Source organism: Kitasatospora sp. NPDC085464, assembly GCF_044541955.1.
In the GTDB taxonomy this organism is placed as follows: domain Bacteria; phylum Actinomycetota; class Actinomycetes; order Streptomycetales; family Streptomycetaceae; genus Kitasatospora.
Window position 1 is genome coordinate 117,550 of record NZ_JBITTM010000029.1, and the last position, 19,416, is coordinate 136,965.

At 71.9% G+C, this 19,416-nt stretch carries 18 protein-coding genes and 1 pseudogene; 7 read left to right on the forward strand and 12 right to left on the reverse strand.

Annotated features, from left to right (window positions below; all coding sequences use genetic code 11):
• Positions 1 to 116: 116 nt before the first annotated feature.
• The 3 genes from ACIGG8_RS25420 to ACIGG8_RS25430 all read right to left on the reverse strand — a co-directional run bounded on the left by ACIGG8_RS25420 (position 117) and on the right by ACIGG8_RS25430 (position 3,601).
• Positions 117 to 1,610 carry a S28 family serine protease gene (locus ACIGG8_RS25420; RefSeq protein ID WP_396550981.1) on the reverse strand — a complete coding sequence of 498 codons (1,494 nt, stop codon included), beginning with the start codon at positions 1,608 to 1,610 and terminating at the stop codon, positions 117 to 119.
• A 369-nt stretch (positions 1,611 to 1,979) separates the two neighbouring features.
• Positions 1,980 to 2,807 carry a serine protease gene (locus tag ACIGG8_RS25425; RefSeq protein ID WP_350523207.1) on the reverse strand — a complete coding sequence of 276 codons (828 nt, stop codon included), beginning with the start codon at positions 2,805 to 2,807 and terminating at the stop codon, positions 1,980 to 1,982.
• A gap of 164 nt (positions 2,808 to 2,971) precedes the next feature.
• On the reverse strand, positions 2,972 to 3,601 hold the full coding sequence (locus ACIGG8_RS25430) for a TetR family transcriptional regulator (protein WP_396550983.1): 630 nt from the start codon (positions 3,599 to 3,601) through the stop codon (positions 2,972 to 2,974).
• Between the two features lie 157 nt (positions 3,602 to 3,758).
• On the opposite strand from ACIGG8_RS25430, the gene ACIGG8_RS25435 reads away from it, so the two are divergent.
• From ACIGG8_RS25435 to ACIGG8_RS25445, 3 genes are all read left to right on the forward strand, one after another.
• On the forward strand, positions 3,759 to 3,914 hold the full coding sequence (locus ACIGG8_RS25435; RefSeq protein WP_189918519.1) for a hypothetical protein: 156 nt from the start codon (positions 3,759 to 3,761) through the stop codon (positions 3,912 to 3,914).
• A 59-nt stretch (positions 3,915 to 3,973) separates the two neighbouring features.
• Entirely contained in the window at positions 3,974 to 4,252 is a 279-nt protein-coding gene (locus tag ACIGG8_RS25440) for a DUF4190 domain-containing protein (protein ID WP_396550985.1), read from the forward strand.
• A 170-nt stretch (positions 4,253 to 4,422) separates the two neighbouring features.
• Positions 4,423 to 5,307, forward strand: a complete 885-nt coding sequence (locus ACIGG8_RS25445; protein ID WP_396550987.1) for a metallophosphoesterase family protein — start codon at positions 4,423 to 4,425, stop codon at positions 5,305 to 5,307.
• Between the two features lie 58 nt (positions 5,308 to 5,365).
• Here ACIGG8_RS25445 and ACIGG8_RS25450 read toward each other — a convergent pair whose 3' ends face one another.
• The 8 genes from ACIGG8_RS25450 to ACIGG8_RS25485 form a co-directional block, all read right to left on the reverse strand.
• Positions 5,366 to 7,936, reverse strand: a complete 2,571-nt coding sequence (locus tag ACIGG8_RS25450) for an ABC transporter permease (protein WP_396551008.1) — start codon at positions 7,934 to 7,936, stop codon at positions 5,366 to 5,368.
• Positions 7,937 to 8,060: 124 nt separating this feature from the next.
• A complete protein-coding gene (locus ACIGG8_RS25455; RefSeq protein ID WP_396550989.1) occupies positions 8,061 to 8,816 on the reverse strand; it encodes an ABC transporter ATP-binding protein in 756 nt (251 codons plus the stop codon).
• Positions 8,813 to 9,100 carry an SHOCT domain-containing protein gene (locus tag ACIGG8_RS25460; protein ID WP_350523202.1) on the reverse strand — a complete coding sequence of 96 codons (288 nt, stop codon included), beginning with the start codon at positions 9,098 to 9,100 and terminating at the stop codon, positions 8,813 to 8,815. Before ACIGG8_RS25460 ends, ACIGG8_RS25455 begins: the two co-directional genes overlap by 4 nt.
• 275 nt (positions 9,101 to 9,375) lie before the next feature.
• Positions 9,376 to 10,053, reverse strand: coding sequence for a response regulator (locus ACIGG8_RS25465; RefSeq protein ID WP_396550992.1), 678 nt, complete (start codon positions 10,051 to 10,053; stop codon positions 9,376 to 9,378).
• Entirely contained in the window at positions 10,050 to 11,426 is a 1,377-nt protein-coding gene (locus ACIGG8_RS25470; RefSeq protein ID WP_396550993.1) for a histidine kinase, read from the reverse strand. The genes ACIGG8_RS25465 and ACIGG8_RS25470 overlap by 4 nt, the downstream gene beginning before the upstream one ends.
• A 112-nt stretch (positions 11,427 to 11,538) precedes the next feature.
• Positions 11,539 to 14,085 (reverse strand): ATP-dependent Clp protease ATP-binding subunit, encoded by a 2,547-nt coding sequence (locus ACIGG8_RS25475; protein WP_396551010.1) that lies wholly within the window; start codon positions 14,083 to 14,085, stop codon positions 11,539 to 11,541.
• Between the two features lie 207 nt (positions 14,086 to 14,292).
• Positions 14,293 to 14,997, reverse strand: a complete 705-nt coding sequence (locus ACIGG8_RS25480) for a VIT family protein (protein WP_396550994.1) — start codon at positions 14,995 to 14,997, stop codon at positions 14,293 to 14,295.
• A gap of 79 nt (positions 14,998 to 15,076) precedes the next feature.
• Positions 15,077 to 15,379 carry a hypothetical protein gene (locus ACIGG8_RS25485; protein WP_396550996.1) on the reverse strand — a complete coding sequence of 101 codons (303 nt, stop codon included), beginning with the start codon at positions 15,377 to 15,379 and terminating at the stop codon, positions 15,077 to 15,079.
• A 40-nt stretch (positions 15,380 to 15,419) separates the two neighbouring features.
• On the opposite strand from ACIGG8_RS25485, the gene ACIGG8_RS25490 reads away from it, so the two are divergent.
• Positions 15,420 to 15,551 (forward strand): hypothetical protein, encoded by a 132-nt coding sequence (locus tag ACIGG8_RS25490; RefSeq protein ID WP_396550997.1) that lies wholly within the window; start codon positions 15,420 to 15,422, stop codon positions 15,549 to 15,551.
• Here ACIGG8_RS25490 and ACIGG8_RS25495 read toward each other — a convergent pair.
• Positions 15,548 to 16,138, reverse strand: a complete 591-nt coding sequence (locus ACIGG8_RS25495; protein ID WP_396551012.1) for an HAD family hydrolase — start codon at positions 16,136 to 16,138, stop codon at positions 15,548 to 15,550. The genes ACIGG8_RS25490 and ACIGG8_RS25495 overlap by 4 nt on opposite strands.
• Positions 16,139 to 16,389: 251 nt before the next feature.
• Here ACIGG8_RS25495 and ACIGG8_RS25500 point away from each other — a divergent pair, with 251 nt between their 5' ends.
• From ACIGG8_RS25500 to ACIGG8_RS25510, 3 genes and pseudogenes are all read left to right on the forward strand, one after another.
• On the forward strand, positions 16,390 to 17,334 hold the full coding sequence (locus ACIGG8_RS25500; RefSeq protein ID WP_396550998.1) for a nuclease-related domain-containing protein: 945 nt from the start codon (positions 16,390 to 16,392) through the stop codon (positions 17,332 to 17,334).
• 558 nt (positions 17,335 to 17,892) lie between these two features.
• Positions 17,893 to 18,474, forward strand: a complete 582-nt coding sequence (locus ACIGG8_RS25505; RefSeq protein WP_396551000.1) for a DUF4365 domain-containing protein — start codon at positions 17,893 to 17,895, stop codon at positions 18,472 to 18,474.
• Positions 18,467 to 19,416: pseudogene (locus ACIGG8_RS25510) on the forward strand (hypothetical protein); the annotation flags it as partial. The gene ACIGG8_RS25505 and the pseudogene ACIGG8_RS25510, both read left to right, overlap by 8 nt.

Genomic DNA, 19,416 nt, shown 5'->3' on the forward strand with positions numbered 1-19,416 from the left:
CGCGGGAGCCTCGGGGGACGACTTCGAGCTTCGGGGGACGGCGTCCGGCGACAGAAGGAGGCCGCCCCGGGCAGCGGGGCGGCCTCCTGTCTCGGGTGGCCCGGTTCGCTCAGGCGTTACAGGGGGTGGCGCTCCTGCTCCAGGCGCTGCCCCTCGACGTCCAGCGGACCGAAGGCCGGGATCGACCGCGGCGACTTGGCGAGCGAGCGGGCGGCGTCCGCATCGCCCAGGCCGGCCCACTCCAGCACCTTGGCGGTGGCCTCCGCGGACTGCGCGGCGGGCAGCTTGCCGATGTTGGAGCCGTGGTTGCCGCCGGGCACGGTGTAGACGTAGCTGTCCTCACTGCCGCGGCCGAGGCGGAACGGCTTGGCGCCCCACGGGTCGTTGCCCCCGTAGACGTACATGTTCCGCTCGCCGTCGCGCTTCACCCAGCGGTCGATGTCGGGCATCGCGTACGGGTTGAAGACGGTCGGGATCTCCTTCGGCACGTAGGAGCGGGCCGAGTAGAGCTCCTTGTAGTCGTAGTGCAGCACGTCCTTGAGGTACGAGACGTCGAAGAACGGCGCGCCCAGCTCGGTGGCGGCCTGGTAGTAGTACGCGGTGTACTTCGCCAGCGACTGGTCGCTGTTGCCGGTGATGCCCGACTGGGCGTCGAACCAGGCGTACAGCTCGTCGTCGGTCGCGGTGGCGGCCACCGGGACCTTGGCGCAGTCCGCCTCCAGGCTGTACTGCCAGAACGCCCAGACCACGTCGAGCACGCCCGCCTCGTACGCGCGGTCCGGGGTGCCGAGGGTGTTGAAGGTGGAGCCGGCCGCCTTGTTGTCGGCGACGTAGCGGGCCTCCAGCCGGTCGCGGCGCACCAGCAGCTCGCGCTGGGCGGCGTTCAGCCGGTCCCGGCACTCCTGGGTGCCGACGGTGCGGAAGAACTCGGTGTAGGCCGCGTAGTCGTTGACGTCGGTGTTGTTCGGCGCGACGTAGGCGACCGTACCGGCCACGTCGTCCGGGTAGAAGCGGCGGTAGAAGGTGGAGGACATGCCGCCCTTGCTGGCGCCGGTGGAGAGCCACTCCTGCTGGTAGATCCGCTTGAGCGCGGTCACCAGCCGGTGCGAGTCGGCGGCCTGCTGGCGGATGCCGGCCTTGGTCCAGTCCGCCGGCTCGGGGCGCGAGGGGGTGAAGTACCGGTACTCGATGGAGACCTGGTTGCCGTCCACCAGCCGGGTCGGCTCGGTGCGGGACGGGTTGGTGCCCAGGGTGTAGCCGTTGGTGTAGAAGACGGTCGGGCGGTCGTAGCCCCGGTGCAGCAGGCTGAAGCGCTGCTGGAAGGTGCCCAGCCAGGGCCGGAGGTGGTCGATCGGCTGGGTGTAGGTGGCGATGAAGTAGCGGTGGTCGGCGTCGGTCGGCTTCTCCTCGGTGATGGTCACCCCGGGGATGGCCGCCAGGCGGGCCTTGATGTCGGCGTTCGGGTCGTCGGCGGGGCTCCGGCCGTGGGCCGCCCCCGCCTCCGGGGCGCCCTGGGCGTCGGCGGCCAGCGCCGGGGACGCCAGGCCGCCGAACGCGAGCAGCGGTATCAGCAGGGTGGAAACCAACAGCCTTCGCAGCGTGGTGGTCATCAACTCTCCATCTGGTCAACGGACATGACTGCCGCCTCGTGGGCACAACTCTGCGGTGCGGGTGGTGCGGCGGCCGCCCGGTGGACGGCCGAATGGGTCATCCACCGTCGGCGGATGACCCATCGGGGTAAAGGTGCTGGTCACTGGGGTTGAGCAGCCCTGCCGGGAGGGCGACTCGGGTTCCGGGGTTCCGGGCCTCGGCCCCGGCCCCGGGGGTGCGGCCCGCGAGCTCCGGGTCCCGGGTTCCGGGGTTCCGGCCGGTCGGGTGCTCCGGCCGGAACGGGTGCGGTCCTACGGTGTGTGCCGACGGTGCGGTCCCACGGTGCGTGCCGACGGTGTGGTCCCACGGTGCGTGCCGACGGTGCTCGCCTACGGGCGGGGCAGGGTGCAGCCCGGGAGGGTGAGGTCGAGCCGGTTCCCGGCGGCGAAGCAGGCCGGGATCCCGTACGTCTCCTGGGCGTACCCGATGCCCTGGTGCACCGTCACGGCGCCGCTCTGGTCGACCTCGCAGGGGTTGTCCAGGGTGCAGCTCTCGCCGCTCTCGTTGATCGTGTTGTTCACCGCGACCACCTGGCCGGACGAGGCGTCGACCACCGGCGAACCGGAGGTGCCGCCGATCACGTTGCAGCCCGAGGTGTAGCGGACCGAGTCCTTGAAGGTCCAGTCGGCTTCCTTCAGCCGGTAGGCGAAGCCGTCGACCGAGCAGGAGTAGATCTTCTTCCAGTAGCCGGAGACGACCCGGATCGAGGTGCCCTTGACGGGGTGGGTGGCGGCGATGGTCAACGGGGCGATCCCGTACCGGGACTGGATCGACGAGTAGCTGGTGTTCAACTGGTAGATCGACACATCGGTGTCGGTCATCGCGCCGTAGACCACCTTGGTCGCACGCAGGGTGGCGAGGCGGCCGCCGGTGGCGCTGAGCAGGGTGAAGGTCCGACTGGAGGACTGGTTGAGGACGACCTGGCCGGGGCCGGGCATCCCGCTCTCCAGGCAGTGGCCGTTGGAGAGCACGAGCGCGGGGTCGCTCGCGGCGGAGCCCGGCATCCGCACCAGCGAACCGGAGCAGTTGCTGAGCGCGACCGTTCCGGCGAAGTTGACGGTGGCCGAGGGGGCGGCCTGGACCTGGGGGGCTCCGGCGAGGGTGGCGGCTCCGGCGGCCAGGAGCGTGGCGAGCATGCCTATGAGCGGCTTCTTCATGAGAGACCTCTCGGTGTGGGGGTCCACCAAAGCTGTCGCGGACATGACCCCCTGTCAAGAGTCAAAGCAAGACCAAGAAACCGTCCCGATCGCTATGGCCGGTTACCACCCCCGCGGGGGCCGGGGCACCCGCTGGGGCGCCCGCTCGCCCGACGCCGCGCGCGTCAACTCCCCTGCCAGTGCCGCCGCCCCAGACTGATCAGGCGCAGCTGGAGGCGCGCGGTGGCGGCGATCCGCTGCTCCCGGGACGGGTCCGCCTCCTGTACCTCCAGCAAGGCGGAGGCCGTGGACACCATGTGGTCGACGTACAGCTCGGCGAGCATCCGAAGGTCCCGCTCGCTCCACCCCTGCGACACCGGCTGCAGCGCCAGGGCCGCTCCCACCTCCGCGGCGAAGCGGTCGAGTTCGGCGTCGATCGCCTCGCGCACCTGCCGCACCCCGCCGTGCCGTTCGCGCGCCAGGAAGCGGACGTGCGTCCGGTGCTCGCGGACGTGCCGCTCGATCACGTCCACCGCGCGGTCGATCAGCTCCTCGGCGCCGCCGGCCTCGGCGAGCACCGCACGGATCATGACGTGCACGCTGGCGAGCGACTCCTCGACCAGCGCGACCCCGAGGGCCGCGAGGTCCGGGAAGTGCCGGTAGAACGCGGCCGGCGAGAGTCCGGCCTCCCGGGTGACCTCGCGGACGCCCAGGCTCGCCAGGTTCTGATCGGCCAGCAGGTGCAAACCCGCATCCAGCAACGCCCGCCGACTCTGCTGCTTCTGGGCCTGTCTGGCCCCTACGGTGTGACTCACGCCATTCAGTAAACAGTCGTTTGCCGAACTTGGCCAGCCGGGGGTAGAGTGATGCCGAAGTCAGTGAACACTTGTCAACCGAAACCCGGCACAGTCGCAGCTGCAACCGCCGCCGTGGTCAGCGCCGCACTCAGTGCCGCAGCCGAAGGAGTCAGTCGTGATCCTGTTCTCCGCCCTGGTCGCCATGGCCGTCCTGATCGGCACCGCCGCCCACACCTCGCTCCCGGTCTTCCTCGCCGCCTCCGCCGCCATCACCGCCTGGCTGCTCGCCTTCGGCGCCCGCGAGGGCATCGCCCGGCTGCGCCACCGCTGACCCGGACGCGCCCGGACCGCACCCCGTCCACTCCCGTACCAGAGAGGACCCGCACAGCCATGAGCACCGTCACCACCTCGCAGAACACCGGCCGCCGGGAGACCGCCGAGGCCGACAACCTGGCCGTCGCCTCCTTCCTCCTCGGCCTCCCGGGGCTGCTGCTCTTCAACATCGTCCTGGGCCCGATCGCCATCACCCTCGCCACCCTGGCCCTGATCCGCGGCACCAGCCGCCGCGGCCGCGCCGTCCTCGGCCTGGTGCTCGGCACCGCCTCGCTGGTGATCCTCGCCGTCACCACCGCCACCTCCCACGGCGTGCTCATGGACCTCGGCTCCTGAGCCGCCCTCCGACGGCCGAGCGGCCGCCCGGATCCCGAGCCGCCCCCGATCCCGAACGGGCCTCAACTCCGCCGCCAGGCAGTCGAACAACTGATCCCTTCAACCCGCCCCGCTCCCCGGACCCGCCGCGTAGGGTGGCCACATCGGCCGGACGACCTCAGGGGGCAGGAGTGACCACGGAGAACCGCAGCGACGCACAGCCCGCGCGGCCCGCCCCGACGGGCGGACGACTGCTCGCGGTGAGCGATCTGCACATCTCCTACCAGGAGAACCGCGACCTGGTGGAGAAGCTCCAGCCCACCCACCCCGACGACTGGCTGCTCGTCGCCGGTGACGTCGCCGAGCTCACCACCAGCATCGAGTGGGCCCTGCGCCTGCTCGCCGAGCGCTTCGCCCGGGTGGTGTGGGTGCCCGGCAACCACGAGCTGTGGACCCACCCCGAGGACCCGGTCCAGCTGCGCGGCGTGGCCCGCTACGAGCACCTGGTGGAGCTCTGCCGCGGCCTCGGCGTGGTGACCCCCGAGGACCCCTACCCGCTCTGGGAGGGCGCGGGCGGACCGGTCCGCATCGCCCCGCTCTTCCTCCTGTACGACTACTCCTTCCGTGCGCCGGGCACCACCACCAAGGAGGAGTCCCTGGCGGCCGCGTACGAGAGCGGCATCGTCTGTGCGGACGAGCGGATGCTCCACCCCGACCCGTTCCCGGACCGCGACTCCTGGTGCCGCGAACGCGTCCGGCTGACCGAGGAACGGCTGGCGGCCTGCGACCCGGACGTCCCGCTCGTGCTCGTCAACCACTACCCGCTGGTCCGCCACCCCACCGAGATCCTCTGGTACCCCGAGTTCGCCCAGTGGTGCGGCACCGAGCTGACCGCCGACTGGCACCGCCGCTTCAACACCGCGGCGATGATCTACGGCCACCTGCACATCCCCCGCAAGACCAGCTACGACGGTGTGCCCTTCGAGGAGGTCTCGCTGGGGTACCCGCGCGAGTGGCACAAGCGCGGCCTGCCGGACCCGCTGCTGCGCGAGGTGTTCCCGCCGGCCGCGGGCTGACCCCGGCCCGGCGCCCCGGCGAGGCGGCGGTCCGCCGCCTCGCCGTCTGCGCTCCCTCCTACTCCGTCGCTATCGCCCGCAGGACGTCCAGCCGTGCCGCCCGGCCCGCCGGGCGCAGGCCCGCCACCGCGCCCGCCAGCAGCCCGGCCGCCAGGACCACGGCCAGCTGCCCGGGCGGTATCGCGAAGGACCCCGTCCCGGCGCCGTCCGAGGCCCGCACCAGGGCCCAGCCGAGGAACGCGCCGAGCCCCAGCCCGCCGACCGTCCCGAAGGCCGCCACCAGCACCGACTCCCAGCGCACCATGCCGCGCAGCTGAGCCCTGGTCTGGCCGACCGCCCGCAGCAGCCCCAGCTCCCTGGTCCGCTCGTGCACCGCCAGCGTCAGCGTGTTGGCGATGCCCAGCAGCGCGATCAGCACCGCCAGCGCCAGCAGCGCGTAGACCACCGAGAGCATCGTGTCCACGCCGGAGGCCGCGCTCTTGGCGTACTCGGCCCGGTCCTGCACCTGCGGACTTCCGAAGGGCACCAGCGCCTTCTCCACCGCCGCCTTTCCGGCGCCCGGCGGGACGCCGTCGCGCAGCCCGACCGCGACCATCGTGTCGGCGTCCTGCCCCCGGTGCGGGGCCCAGGCCTGCCTGGTCATCAGATAGTCCCCGGCCAGCCCGCCGCTCCCGTAGAGCGCACGGATGGTGAACCGGTCACTCGCACCGTCGGTGAAGCCCACGGTGACGGTCTGTCCGAGCTGCCAGCCGTGCTGCTGCGCCTCGCTGCGGGAGACCGCCAGCCCGTCGGTGCCGAGTGCATCCAGCGATCCGTCGACCCGGCCGAGGTCGACGATGCCGGGCAGCCGGGCCGGGTCGGTCACGTCCAGCGCCCGGCCGTGCCCGTCGATCCGGGCGACGCCCCTGCCGAGCCCGACCGTCTGCCGCACCTCGGGCAGCCCGGCCAGGGTGTCCGCCACCTTGGGGCTGATCCCGCTGCCGCCGGCCCCGAACGAGGCGGTGGTGACGGCGAGATCACCCGCGAAGGACGTGCTCACCGTGTCGTCCAGGGTGGCCTTGATCGACGCACCGAAGACGGTGAACAGCGTGACCACGGCGACCCCGATCATCAGGGCGCTCGCCGTGGCCGCCGTCCGGCGCGGGTTGCGGGCCGCGTTGCGCCTGGCCAGCGCCCCGGAGACCCCGCGCATCCTGGGCAGCGGCGCGCCCAGTGCCCGGACGGCGAAGGCCGCGGCGACCGGCCCGAGCACCACCGTGCCGAGCAGCACCGCCACCGCCCCGGCCGCCGTCAGCAGGACGGACGGACCGTCCGTCGCACCGAGGACCGCCACCGGGACGCCCCCGGCCAGCAGCAGCCCCCCGAGCACTGCCCGGACGACGCCCGAACGCCCCTGCGCCGCCCGGTCGACGCCGGTGTCCCGCAGCGCCGCCAGCGGAGCCGTCCGCCCGGCCCGGACGGCCGGCAGCAACGCCGAACCGACCGCGACCAGCGTCCCGACCAGCAGTGGCAGGAGCACGGCGGCCGCGCTGATCACCATGCCGCCGGTCGGCAGGGCGAAGCCGAGCGCCGAGAACAGCGCCTTGAGCCCGGTCGCCACCCCGATCCCGCCCAGCAGCCCGCCGAGCGAGGCCAGCAGGCCCACCGCCAGTGCCTCCGCCAGCGTCGCCCCGAGCACCTGGGTCCGCACCGCGCCGAGCGCCCGCAGCAGCGCGTTCTCCCGGCTGCGCTGGGCGACCACGATGGCGAAGGTGTTGTGGATGGTGAACGTCGCCACCAGCAGCGCGATCCCGGCGAAGACCAGCAGCAACGTGGTGAACATGGTCAGGAACCGCCCGGACAGCAGCTGGGTGGACTCCTGGGTGGCCGCCGCACCGGTGACCGCCTGGACGCCGGCGGGCAGGCGCGGGGCGATCCGGTCGACCAGCTCCCGCTGCGAGACCCCACCCGCCGCCCGGACCTGGATCGAGGCGGCCTGCCCCGCGCCCCTGGGCGTGAGGTAGCGCTCGGCGTCCGCGAAGGTCATCGCGGTGAAGGTGCTCGGCCCCATGCCGTCCGCGCTCGCCCCGAAGGTGGCGATGCCGACGACGGTGACCGGCACCGGATCGGGCGTGCGCAGCACCGTGGTCGAGCCGAGGTGCAGCCCGCCCGCCCGCGCCGCGCCGCGGTTCACCACCACCTCGCCCGGGGCGGCCGGTGCCCGGCCCTCGGCCAGCCGGTACGGGTTGAGCCGGCCGTCGGCGAGCCAGTTGCCCGCCAGCGTGGGCGGGCCCTGACCGCCGATCGGTTTGCCGTCGCTGCCGACGAGTTGGCCCGCGCCCTGGACGGACGGCTCGGCGGCCGCCACGCCCGGGACCGAGCGCAGCCCGTCGGCGAGCGCCGCCTCCACCGGCGCCCGCACCCCGCCGGCCGTGCCCGCGGAGTCCAGGACGTCGGCGCTGCGGACCACGACGTCGGTGCCCGCGTTGGCGTCCGCGAAGAGGGTGTCGAAGTTGGCCCGCAGGGTGTCGCCCAGCACCATGGTGCCGGTCAGGAAGCTCACCCCGAGCAGAATGGACAGCAGGGTGCCGGCCAGCCGCCGCTGGTGGGCGCGCAGCGAGCGCAGGCTGAGGCGGAGCGTGACGGGCATCATGCGCGCGCCTCGCTTCGCCCGGCAGGGGCGGTCGCCCGTGCGCGCCGTTGGGCGCCCCGCCCTCCCGCGGCCGCCGTCCGGGAGCACGTCCCCGCCGTTCGGGCGTACCTCTGTCGCTCGCTCATGACCGCCCCCGCTCGAAGGCCTTCATCCGGTCCAGCACCAGCCCGGCGCTGGGCCGCTCCATCCGGTCGACCAGCCGGCCGTCGGCGAGGAACAGCGCCTCGTCGGCCCAGCCGGCGGCGATCGGGTCGTGGGTGACCATGACCACGGCCTGTCCCATCTCGTCCACCGCCCGGCGCAGCAGGCCGAGCACCTCGCCGCCGGTGCGGGAGTCGAGGTTGCCGGTCGGCTCGTCGGCGAAGACCACCTGCGGCCGCCCGGCCAGTGCCCGGGCCACCGCGACCCGCTGCTGCTGGCCGCCGGAGAGCTCGCTGGGGTGGTGCTGCAGCCGGTCGCCGAGGTCGACGACGTCGATCAGCGTCTCCAGCCAGGCCCCGTCGGGGGTGGCCCCGGCCAGGTCGAGGGGGAGGGTGATGTTCTCCCGGACGGTGAGCGTGGGCACCAGGTTGAAGGCCTGGAACACGAAACCGATCCGCTCCCGGCGCAGCAGCGTGAGCCGCCGGTCGCTCAGCGAGCCGAGCTCGGTGTCCCCGATCCAGGCGGTGCCGGCGGTGAGCGTGTCCAGCCCGGCCGCGCAGTGCATCAGGGTGGACTTGCCGGAGCCGGAGGGGCCCATGATCGCGGTGAAGCGCCCGGCCGGGAACTCCACCGTGACGTGGTCCAGCGCCCGGACCTCGGTGCCGCCGACGCCGTGGATCTTCACGGCGTCGGCGACCCGTGCGGCGGTGCCGCGCACGACGTCGAGGGTGGTCACCTGGCACCGCCTCCCCGGGTGTCCTCCCGGGCCGACTCGCTGAGCACGGCCCGCTTGGCGCGGTACTCCTCGGCGTCGATGTCGCCCTCGGCGTAACGGCGGCCGAGGACGGCCAGCGGGTGCTCGGCGGCGGATCCGGCGCCGTACCCGAAGCCGCAGCCGCGCCGGCGCCAGACCGTGCGGCGCAGCACCACGATCACGAGGAACACCACGGCGATCCAGACCAGGGGGACCAGCAGGATCCACGGCCCGGGCCCGTGCCAATCGGCCAGCTGCGTGTACATGGGGTTCATCTCCTCGGCCGGGGGCCTCCAGGACCTCGGGCGGTTCCCGAGGTGCCTTGAGCGTCCCGCCGAGGGGTCTCATCGCGCGTCCTACCGGCAGCGGCAGTCGGGATACTCCCGGGAGAGTACGGACGGCCGGTGACACGCCGGGCCGGGAGTAGCCGAGCCGGGAGTAGCCACGCAGGGACGACCGGCTCGTCCGGGGAAGGGCCCTCCCCGGCACAGCCCTCGCCGGCCGAGCCCTCCCCCGGCAACGCCCTCCCGCGCGAGGGCCGTCAGCCCAGCCAGCCCGGCCGCACCAGCCCCGACTCGTACGCCAGCACCACCAGTTGCGCCCGGTCGCGCGCCCCGAGCTTCACCATCGCCCGGCTCACGTGCGTCTTCGCCGTCAACGGGCTGACCACCAGTCGCCGGGCGATCTCCTCGTTGGACAGCCCCATCCCGACCAGCGCCAGCACCTCGCGTTCCCGCTCGGTCAGCGCCGCGATGTCCGTGAGTCCCTTCGGCGCGGCCTCCGGTGCCTTGGAGCGGGCGGCGAACTCGCCGATCAGCCGCCTGGTCACCCCCGGCGAGAGCAGCGCGTCCCCCGCGACAGCGACCCGGATCGCGCGCAGCAGGTCGGCCGGCTCGGTGTCCTTGACCAGGAAGCCCGCCGCCCCGGACCGCAGCGCCTCGAAGACGTACTCGTCCAGCTCGAAGGTGGTCAGCACGACCACCCGTACGGAGGACAGCGCCGGATCCTCGGCGATCCTCCTGGTCGCCTCCAGCCCGTCCATCCGGGGCATCCGGATGTCCATCAGCACGACGTCCGGCACGAGTTCGCGGGCGAGCAGCAGCGCCGCCTCCCCGTCGTCCGCCTCGCCGACCACCGTGAGGTCGTCCTGCAGGTCGAGCAGGGCCCGGAAGCCCGCCCTGACCAGCAGTTGGTCATCCGCCAGCAGTACCCGAATCACTCACTCCCCGCCTTCGGTGTCGGCAGCTCCGCCCGGACCCGGAAGCCGCCGCCGGGCAGCGGCCCCGCCGTGATGGTGCCACCGAACGCGGCCGCGCGTTCCCGCATCCCGACCAGTCCGCTGCCGGCCCCTCCGGCGTCGGCGACCACCGCCGGGCCCGGGTCCTCGACCCGGACCACCAGCACGGCGGGATCCCTCCAGTCCAGCACCACGACCGCCTGCCGGGCCGCCGAGTGCCGGATGACGTTGGTGAGCGCCTCCTGGACGATCCGGAAGGCGGCGAGGTCGACGGTCGCGGACAGCGCACGCCGCTCGCCGTGCTCGTGCACCTCGGCCTCCAGGCCCACCCGGTCGGCCTGCGCGGTGAGTTCGTCCAGCCGGTCCAGCCCCGGGGCCGGACCGCGCGGCGCCGCCCCGGGCCCGCGCAGCGTCGCCAGCACCTGGCGGACCTCGCCCAGCGCCTCCTTGCTGGTCGACTTGATGGTGACCAGCGCCGTGCGGGCCTCCTCCGGCCGCCGGTCGAGCAGCGCGAGCGCGACCCCCGCCTGGATGTTGATCAGCGACAGGCTGTGCGCGAGGATGTCGTGCAGCTCCCGGGCCATCTTGAGCCGTTCCTCGTTCGCCCGGCGTTCCTCCAGCTGCTGCCGGTAGGCCCGGTGGGCGGCGATCCGCTCGCGCCGGAACCGGACGATCTCGGCGATCGCCATCACCAGCAGCAGCCAGGCCAGCAGGCCCAGTTCCTCCTGCCAGGCCACGCCGTGCGCGGGTGCGCGCTGCCAGCTCTCCGGCAGCACGAAGGTCACCAGCACGTGCACCAGGTACACCCCGGCCAGGCCCGCCCAGGCCGCCCGGCGGTGCCCGGCGCCGATCGCCACGCTGCAGGCGATCAGCCAGCTCAGGAAGACCGGCCCGTACGGGTAGCCGGCGGCCAGGTAGGCCGCGGTGGCCACCGAGGTGCCGACCACCACCGCGACCGGTCGGCGCCGGCGCAGCACCAGCAGGGCCGGCCCGAGCAGCAGCAGCACGTAGCCGAACGCGTCGAGCGGGGCGCGCCCGGGCTGGTTGTGCGCGGCGAAGGTCGAACCGACCACCTGCACCGCCGCGACGCCGACCGCCAGCCCCACCGGAAGGCGCGCCCGCGCCCATGGCGGGCGCCACGGCTCGGGCGGCGCGGGCGGCTCCGACGGCGAGCGCGGCACCGACGGCTCCGGCCGCTCCGGCCGCTCCGACGGCGAGCGCGGCACCGACGGCTCCGGCTGCTCTGGCCGCTCCGACGGCGAGCGCGGCACCGACGGCTCCGGCTGCTCCGGCCGCTCCGGCCGCTCCGACGGCGAGCGCGGCACCGACGGATCCGGTTCCGGTGACGGGGACATGGGCGGCATCATGCCCGAAACGCTAGACCCGGCTTCCGCTCCGACGCGTCCTCCACCGGTGGCGTTCGGGCGTACTCCCGCCGGAGTACGCCCGAACCCGCTCCTGCTCCCCTCAGCGGTCCGCGCCGACTCCAGCCTGCGCCTTCTCCTCCGACGCCGCAGCCTCCTCGAAGGTCGCCGACGCCTCCGGCCGCGCCATCGTCACCACCAGCTCGCCGTCGCTCACGTCCGCGATCAGCGTGTCCCCCTCCCGCACGGAGCCGTCCAGCAGCAGGTTGGAGATCCGGTTGTCCAGCTCCGACTGGATCGTCCGGCGCAGCGGCCGGGCCCCGAACTCCGGCTGGTACCCGCGGTTGACCAGGTACTCCTTGGCCTCCCCGGTGACCTCCAGCCGGACGTCCTGGGCCCGCAGCCGTCGCCGGCTGCGCTCCAGCAGCAGGTCCACCACCGACAGCAGGTCCTTCCGGGTGAGGGCGTGGAAGACGATCACCTCGTCGATCCGGTTGAGGAACTCCGGCCGGAACTGCTGCCGCAGGTCGCGCATCAGGTCGTCCCGGATGTCGTCGACGTTCCCCGCGTGGTCCAGGATCCGCTGCGAGCCGATGTTGCTGGTCATGATCACCACGGTGTTGCGGAAGTCGACCGTACGCCCCTGGGAGTCGGTCAGCCGCCCGTCGTCCAGCACCTGGAGCAGCAGGTTGAAGACGTCCGGGTGCGCCTTCTCCACCTCGTCGAAGAGCAGCACGCTGTACGGCTTGCGGCGCACCGCCTCGGTCAGCTGCCCGGCCTCGTCGTAGCCGACGTACCCGGGCGGGGAGCCGACCAGCCGGGAGACGGTGTGCTTCTCCTGGAACTCGCTCATGTCGAAGCGGATCATCCGGTCCGGGTCCCCGAACAGCAGCGCCGCCAGCGCCTTCGCCAACTCGGTCTTGCCGACGCCGGTCGGGCCGAGGAAGAGGAAGGAGCCGGTCGGCCGCTCCGGGTCGCCCATCCCCGCCCGGCCGCGACGCACCGCCTGGGCGACGGCGGTGACCGCCTCGTCCTGGCCGATCACCTTCTCGTGCAGGTGCTGCTCCAGTTTGAGCAGCCGCTCCTTCTCGGTCGCGTTCAGCTCCGCGACCGGGATGCCGGTCCGGGAGGACAGCACCTGGGCGATGTCGTCGGCCGTCACGTCGACGACCTCCTCGCGGGACTCGGCGATCGCCGCCAGCTCGTCCTCGGTGTGCCGCAGCTCGGTCTTCAGGTTGGCGGCCCGCACGAACTCCTCGTCCGCGACGGCCTCCTCCAACTCCCGCCTCAGCTTGGTGATCCGGTCCTGCACCCCGGTCGCCTCGGTGGACCCGCTCAGGCTGCGCAGCCGCACCCGGGCACCGGCCTGGTCCAGCAGGTCGATCGCCTTGTCCGGCAGGAAGCGGTCGCTGACGTACCGGTCGGACAGCGTCGCCGCCGCGTCCAGCGCCGCGTCCGTGAACCGCACCTGGTGGTGCGCCTCGTAGGCGTCGCGCAGCCCCTGCAGGATCTCGACGGTCTCCTCGACGCTCGGCTCGGGCACCAGCACCGGCTGGAAGCGGCGCTCCAGCGCGGCGTCCTTCTCCACGTACTTGCGGTACTCGTCCAGCGTCGTCGCGCCGACCACACTCAACTCGCCGCGGGCGAGAGCCGGTTTGAGGATGTTGCCGGCGTCCATCGAGCCCTCCCCGCCACCGCCCGCACCCACCACGGTGTGCAGCTCGTCCAGGAACAGGATGACGCTCTTCTCGGCCGCCGTGACCTCGTCGATCACGCTCTTCAGCCGTTCCTCGAACTCGCCCCGGTACTTGGAGCCGGCCACCAGCGCGGCCAGGTCGAGGGTGACCACCCGCTTCTCCCGGAGGCTCCGCGGGACGTCCCCGGAGACGATCCGCTGGGCCAGTCCCTCGACGATCGCGGTCTTGCCGACACCCGGCTCGCCGATCAGCACCGGGTTGTTCTTGGTCCGCCGGGAAAGGATCTCGACGGTCTGCTCGATCTCCTCGGCCCGCCCGACGACCGGGTCCAGCCGGCCCGAACGCGCCTCCTCGGTGAGGTCGCGCCCGTACTCGTCCAGCGTCGGCGTCTCGCTCGGCTGCGCCCCCGCACCACCCCGCTCGCCGCCGGTGCCCCGCGTCTCCAGCACCGACTTCAGCGACTCCTGCGAAGGCGCCGCGTTGCGCAGCGCCACACCCGCGCCCGAGCGCTCCTGGTCCAGCAGCGCGCCGAGGATGTGCTCCGGCCCGATGTACGAGGCACCGGCCTCCTGCGAACGGGCGTGCGCGGCGAGCAGGGCGCGCTTGGCCGCGGGGGTGAGCGCCGGCTGCCCCTCCACCGCACCGGCACCGCCGGACGGCAGGACGTGCTCCAGGTCCGCGGACAGCTGGTCGGGGTCGATGCCCGCGCGCGCCAGCATCCGCCGCGCGGGGTCCACCCGGGTCGCCGCCCAGGCCAGGTGGGCAGTGTCGAGGTCACTGGACCCGTCCTCGGCCGCACGCTGCGCCGCCAGCGCCAGCAACTCCTGGGAGGACTCGCTGAGCAACCGCCCGATCGGCACCCGCTGCACGGCGGGCGGGGAGGCCATCGGGCTCATCCCGAAGAACCGGCTGAGCAGGTCGGAGAACGGATCGTTCGATCCGAACGGGGGCATGGTCACGACGAGTCACCTCTCCCAAGCGGTTTGCAGCCACACAAACACAGGCCGCACGACCTCGCCTGTCGAGCCGAACGGCGCCGTGACGTGACGTGGGCGCGGTGCTGTGCCGTGCCGTGGGCGCGGTGCTGTGCCGTGCCGTGCGGGCCGTACGCCCCGGCCCGCCGACGCCCTGGTCGGCCCTCCGCCTGCCCCGCCGAGATGTCAGCCGGTGAAGCTGTCCAGCAGCACACCACCGCTGTACGTCACCGCCATCGCCAGCAGCCCGCCCGCGACGTTGCGGCCCACCGCCCGCGCCGGACCGGCCCCGCCCATCCTGGCGCTCGCCCAGCCCGACAGGGTGAGCGCGGCCACCACGGAGCCCACCGTCACCCCCAGCCGCCACGACTCCGGCGGCAGCAGCACCGCCAGCAGCGGCACCAGCGCGCCCAGCGTGAACGCGGCCGCGCTGGCCAGCGCCGCCTCCCAGGGATTGGTCAACACCTCCGGGTCGATGCCGAGTTCGGTCTGCGCGTGGGCCGCGAGCGCGTCCCGCTCGGTCAGCGCCACCGCCACGTCCCGCGCGAGGTCGTCCGTCAGCCCGCTGCCCCGGTAGTAGTCGGTGAGTTCGTCGAGCTCCCCCTCCGGGTCCTCCGCCAGCTCCCGCCGCTCCTTCGCCAACGCGGCGCGCTCGGTGTCCCGTTGGGTGCTGACCGACACGTACTCGCCGGCCGCCATCGACATCGCCCCCGCCAGCAGCCCGGCCACCCCGGCCGCCAGCAGGGCGGTCCGCGAACCGGCCGCGCCCGCCACACCCGTCACGATGCCGGCCGTCGACACCACCCCGTCGTTGGCCCCCAGCACCGCCGCCCGCAGCCAGTTCAGGCGCGACGACAGCTCCGCCCGCGTCTCCCCGACCTGCTCAGCCATCCGTCCACCGCTCCCAGGGGTTCAGCCTCAGGAATCCGGCTCAGGGCTCCGATTCAGGGGGCCCGCTCAGGGGTCCGGCTCAGGGGTCCGACCGGTCCCCCCGATCCTCACCCGGCGCCGACGCCCCCGCCACCCGCAGCCGGACGTCCGCCGGCAGCTTGTCCAGCAGGACGACCAACGTCCGGCGCTCCTCCTCCGACAGCCCGCCCACCAGCCACGCCTCCCGGCCCAGCACCACGTCCACCGACCGCTCGACGAGCTCGTGCCCGGACGGCGTCCCGGGCCTCTCCCCCCGCCAGGCCTCGGCGATCCCAGCCGCAGTCACTTCCGCCACCACCGCCACCACCGCCACCACCACCGCCACCGCCACCGTGACATTCATGACGTACGTGTGGACCTGAACATAGATCCGGGGGGATCCCATGACCCACACCGACCGCCCCGGCATCCCCGCCGACGTCGACCGCACCGCCCACTTCCTCGCTTCCCCCAGCGCCCGCCACCTCACCGGCCAGACCCTCCACCTCAACGGCGGCGCCCACACCACCCGCTAGCCCAACAGCGGCGCCAGCGCCCGCCGCAGGTCCTCCGGGCCTCGGTAGAGCACCCCGGCCATCCCCAACGCCACCGCCGCGTCGACGTTCTCCTGCCGGTCGTCGACGAACAGGCACCGCTCCGGCGCCGCCCCCGCCCGCTCCGCGGCGATCTCGTAGATCCGCCGCTCCGGCTTGGCGCTGCCGACCACGGAACTGTTCACCACCTCGTGCGCCAGGTCCGTCAGCCCCAGCCGCGCCAGGTCCTCGTCCAGCCACACCGTCGCGTTGGTCACCAGCACCAAGCGGCAGTGCTCCCGCACCCGCCGCAGCATCCCCACCGCGACCTCGTCCGCCCAGAACGGCGAGTTGGCGAACGCCTCCGCCAGCCCGCGCGCCTGCGCAGCCGACACCCGCCCCTCCAGCCCGCGGACGATCGACTCCACCCACTCCGCCTTGCCGATCCGCCCCAGCAACAACGGCCGGTCGTTCTCGGGCGCGAACCCGACGCCCGCCGTACTCCCCTCCCCCAACCCCGCCGCCCGTTCCAACGCCGCCACCCCGGCCCCGTCGAAGAACCGGATCACGCCGTCCACATCGCACAACACCGCATCAAACGCCCTGGCAGTCACCCCACCTGCCTACCAGCCACCCCCACCACCCCGCCCCCCGGGGTCCGCCCCGACCCACCCGACATTCACACGCACCCTCTTCCCCTGTTTCCTCCTTCCCCCGCCACTTCGTCTCCGCCCGCTTGCCTCCGGCTGGACCGGGTCGGCTCGCTGCCTCTCCGCGTTCCCGCCGATCCGTACGTGGGCATGCTGACCGTGGTCAGGAAGCGCATGCCGGAGGGGGACGCATGACAGCGCTGGTGGTCAAGCCTTGGCGGGTCCCGGGGAAGGAGCGGCTCTACGTCAACAAGGCCGGCGCCCGCGGCGATTCGGTGGCCTGGCTGGACTGCAGGACCGGCATGGTCATGGTCGAGCTCCCGGAGTTCGAGGAGTCTGCGCTGGCCAAGGTCGAGGAGTGGTGCCGCTCATTCGGCAGTCACGTCCCGCCCCGCACCGTCCAACGTCGCGGCGAGAAGACGCCACCTCCCCAGGTGATCCCGGCACAGGTACCGCAGCCTCGTGCGGCGCTCCCGTTCCTTCCGCCGATGAGCGAGGAGGACGACCTGTCGCTGAACCTTCCTGGCGCCGGCTTGGAAAGCCTGGTGCGTGCGGGCGAAGAGAGGTACGGGCTGCTCGTCCGGCTCGCCGCCAAGCTTTCCCGCCAGCGGCTCGGTGATTCGAGCACGCTGCGTGGGCTGGAGGGCGAGCAGATCGTGGGGGCCCGACTGGACGCGCTGAAGGCTTCGGGTTGGAAGGTGCTCCACGGGGTCCCGTTGCCATCCGGGGCCGACATAGACCATGTGGTGATCGGCCCGCCCGGGGTCTTCACGGTCAACTCGAAGCACCACCCGGGCGCCACCGTGTGGGTCGGCGACAAGATCGTGAAGGTCAACCGCAACGGCTTCCCGTACGTGGAGAACTCCACGTTCGAGGCGGCCCGCACCGCTGACCTGCTGGCCGTGTGGTGTGGTTTCGACGTACCCGTCCACCCCGTCATCGCCGTCGTGGGTGCACAGAAGATCACGCTTGGGGCGACACCGGAAGTGACGGTCCTCGACGGCGAGCAGATCACCGACGTCCTGCCCGCCCGGCCCGCGGTGCTGTCCCCGAGCAGGGTTGACCGGGTCTTCAGGGTTGCCCGCCATCGCTACGTCTGGAGCCGGATGGGCACGCGCGGGAAGAAGGCCCGCTGACTCGGCTTGCCCGACGCCTGTCGACAGGTCCGATCGAGCCCCGGAACCTCAGCCGGCCCTTCGAGCGGATCGGCGCCGACGCCGGACTGACATCAACGGCTGCTGTCAATCACTGCAGTCAAAAGGCCCGCAGCATGATCGCTGCGGGCCTTCTGTGCTGGTGGGCGCGGACGGTTTCGAACCGCCGACATCTGCTTTGTAAGTTCGATCAGCGGCCTCTCTTGCGAGCGGCTCACCGGTGGACTGCTGACACGGAAATCCCCGAGTGACTCACGATGATCGCTTATGTCCGTCACCGTTGATGTCAGCCGCTGATGTCACAGCCATCGCCATCGCACACTCCGGCAAGCAGCAGATATACAGACCGCAGCTCAAGCCCGACTCCATCCAGGCGCCCATCACGCAAGGCTGGTCGGCGGTCCAGGTCCCGCCCCTCAAGCCAGGCTCCGGGTCTAGCCACTGTCACCGGACCGCACTAGTGTTCGACCATGTCGAATATCGCAAAAGCTGGCTACCGCGCACCCCCCGTGATCTAGGCTTCCGCCGGGAGGTGGGCCTATGGCGACGGCGAGCAAGGCGGGAAGCACCAGGAAGCCGCGCGAAAGCCACATTCAGGCCATCGACCCCAAGACGGTCACAGACATGATGGAGCTGCTCCAGCTCGGGTATGTGACGAGCGTGGCCGCTACTGCTGGATGCACCGTCGAGCGCGTGGGCGCCGACCTCTGGGGCATGGACGTCACCTTCGTGAGGCCGCCTGCCACTCCACTGGAGGAGGAGGTGATGCTCCTGGCTCAGCTCAAGTGCACTACTCAGTTGGTGCCTGACGCGGCAAAGGACACCTTCAGCTACCAGTTCACCAAGCGGCAGTACTTCGACCACCTGGCCAAGCCTCGCCGTAACTACAAGTCGATCCTGGTCGTTATGACCGCACCGACCGCCCAAGCCGAGTGGACGGAAGCAACACATGGCGGCTTGCTGACGAGGCGGGCATGCTATTGGAAGCACCTGGAAGGAATGCAGGTTGATCCTGGGGTGAAGAAGCCCAGCGTCAGGATCTCAACCAGCGACATTTTCGACGCGCAGACCCTAATTAAGCTTATGGACCGAGTCGATAGGGGTGATCCGCTTCATGGCTGAGCCTTCTGCCGCCGCCCTGGCGGAGCGAGTTGACCCCGAAAAACTCGCCGTCCTACTCGAAGACTCGGGCTGGAAGCTCGCTGGTGGCCGCCGAGGGGTCTACCTTCGGCTCTCCCCGCCGGGCGATAACCCGATCTGGTCTCGCGCGGCCGGCCTGCTCCTGCCTCTAGACCAAGAGGATCCCGACTTCCTCGAAATAATGGCCGCCGCCCTTGATCAAATCGCCCAGAATCACGACTTCTGGAGTCGAGTGGTCTTCCCTAAACTCGCGGTAAGCAGCTCCGACGAGTTCCGATTTCGACGCGAGTCAGCTGCACCCAGTGGACTCATTCATTGGCGAAGCGGCGAGCGCCTTATCGATTCTGCGCGCCGCGCAATGCTAGCTGGCGCAAAGTTCTACCTGGGCCCAGAGCGTCATTTCGTAAACCGACATGGTCGATTTGCGAACCGCTACCTAGACCAGGTCCTAATGGGGCAGACAGCGCCGGGCAGCTATATCGTCACCGCATTCATTCCTCCGTCTGTTGATGTGCCACTGAAGGCTCATGCCGAACCAGCACTGGAGGGCCTTGGGGCAGCTTCCTCGCGCTCTGTCAGCCAGGCAGTGGTCAGGGCGGTGGAAGCGACGATTGAAGCTGTCGACCACTTCAAGAGCCAGGGAAGCTTCTCGGGGTTCCTCGACGGAGTCCCTAATGGCGTTTCATATGAGATGGCGAGTGCCCTACTTGAAATGACTTCAATGTCAGATGGGGCAGACATAACTGTCGACTGGGATCCAGCTGTACCGGTAGCGGGATCGGCGTCTCTCCGATTCGAGCTGCAGGGATCCGACGCCGAAGTCCTAAGCAAGGCCGCCCAGCATCTGGCAGAGGATGACGGACCGCAGTATGCGACAGTAATCGGCCGAGTCCACCTTCTTGCAAAAAAGCAGGCGGGCAGTCC

Excerpts from the sequence above, each read along its gene's own strand:
- ACIGG8_RS25450 (WP_396551008.1), bottom strand. The coding sequence starts at position 7,936 with ATGCCCGTCACGCTCCGCCTCAGCCTGCGCTCGCTGCGCGCCCACCAG.
- ACIGG8_RS25420 (WP_396550981.1), bottom strand. The coding sequence starts at position 1,610 with ATGACCACCACGCTGCGAAGGCTGTTGGTTTCCACCCTGCTGATACCG.
- ACIGG8_RS25485 (WP_396550996.1), bottom strand. The coding sequence starts at position 15,379 with ATGAATGTCACGGTGGCGGTGGCGGTGGTGGTGGCGGTGGTGGCGGTG.
- ACIGG8_RS25460 (WP_350523202.1), bottom strand. The coding sequence starts at position 9,100 with ATGTACACGCAGCTGGCCGATTGGCACGGGCCCGGGCCGTGGATCCTG.
- ACIGG8_RS25470 (WP_396550993.1), bottom strand. The coding sequence starts at position 11,426 with ATGTCCCCGTCACCGGAACCGGATCCGTCGGTGCCGCGCTCGCCGTCG.
- ACIGG8_RS25480 (WP_396550994.1), bottom strand. The coding sequence starts at position 14,997 with ATGGCTGAGCAGGTCGGGGAGACGCGGGCGGAGCTGTCGTCGCGCCTG.
- ACIGG8_RS25475 (WP_396551010.1), bottom strand. The coding sequence starts at position 14,085 with ATGCCCCCGTTCGGATCGAACGATCCGTTCTCCGACCTGCTCAGCCGG.
- ACIGG8_RS25425 (WP_350523207.1), bottom strand. The coding sequence starts at position 2,807 with ATGAAGAAGCCGCTCATAGGCATGCTCGCCACGCTCCTGGCCGCCGGA.
- ACIGG8_RS25490 (WP_396550997.1), top strand. The coding sequence starts at position 15,420 with ATGACCCACACCGACCGCCCCGGCATCCCCGCCGACGTCGACCGCACC.
- ACIGG8_RS25500 (WP_396550998.1), top strand. The coding sequence starts at position 16,390 with ATGACAGCGCTGGTGGTCAAGCCTTGGCGGGTCCCGGGGAAGGAGCGG.
- ACIGG8_RS25440 (WP_396550985.1), top strand. The coding sequence starts at position 3,974 with ATGAGCACCGTCACCACCTCGCAGAACACCGGCCGCCGGGAGACCGCC.
- ACIGG8_RS25505 (WP_396551000.1), top strand. The coding sequence starts at position 17,893 with ATGGCGACGGCGAGCAAGGCGGGAAGCACCAGGAAGCCGCGCGAAAGC.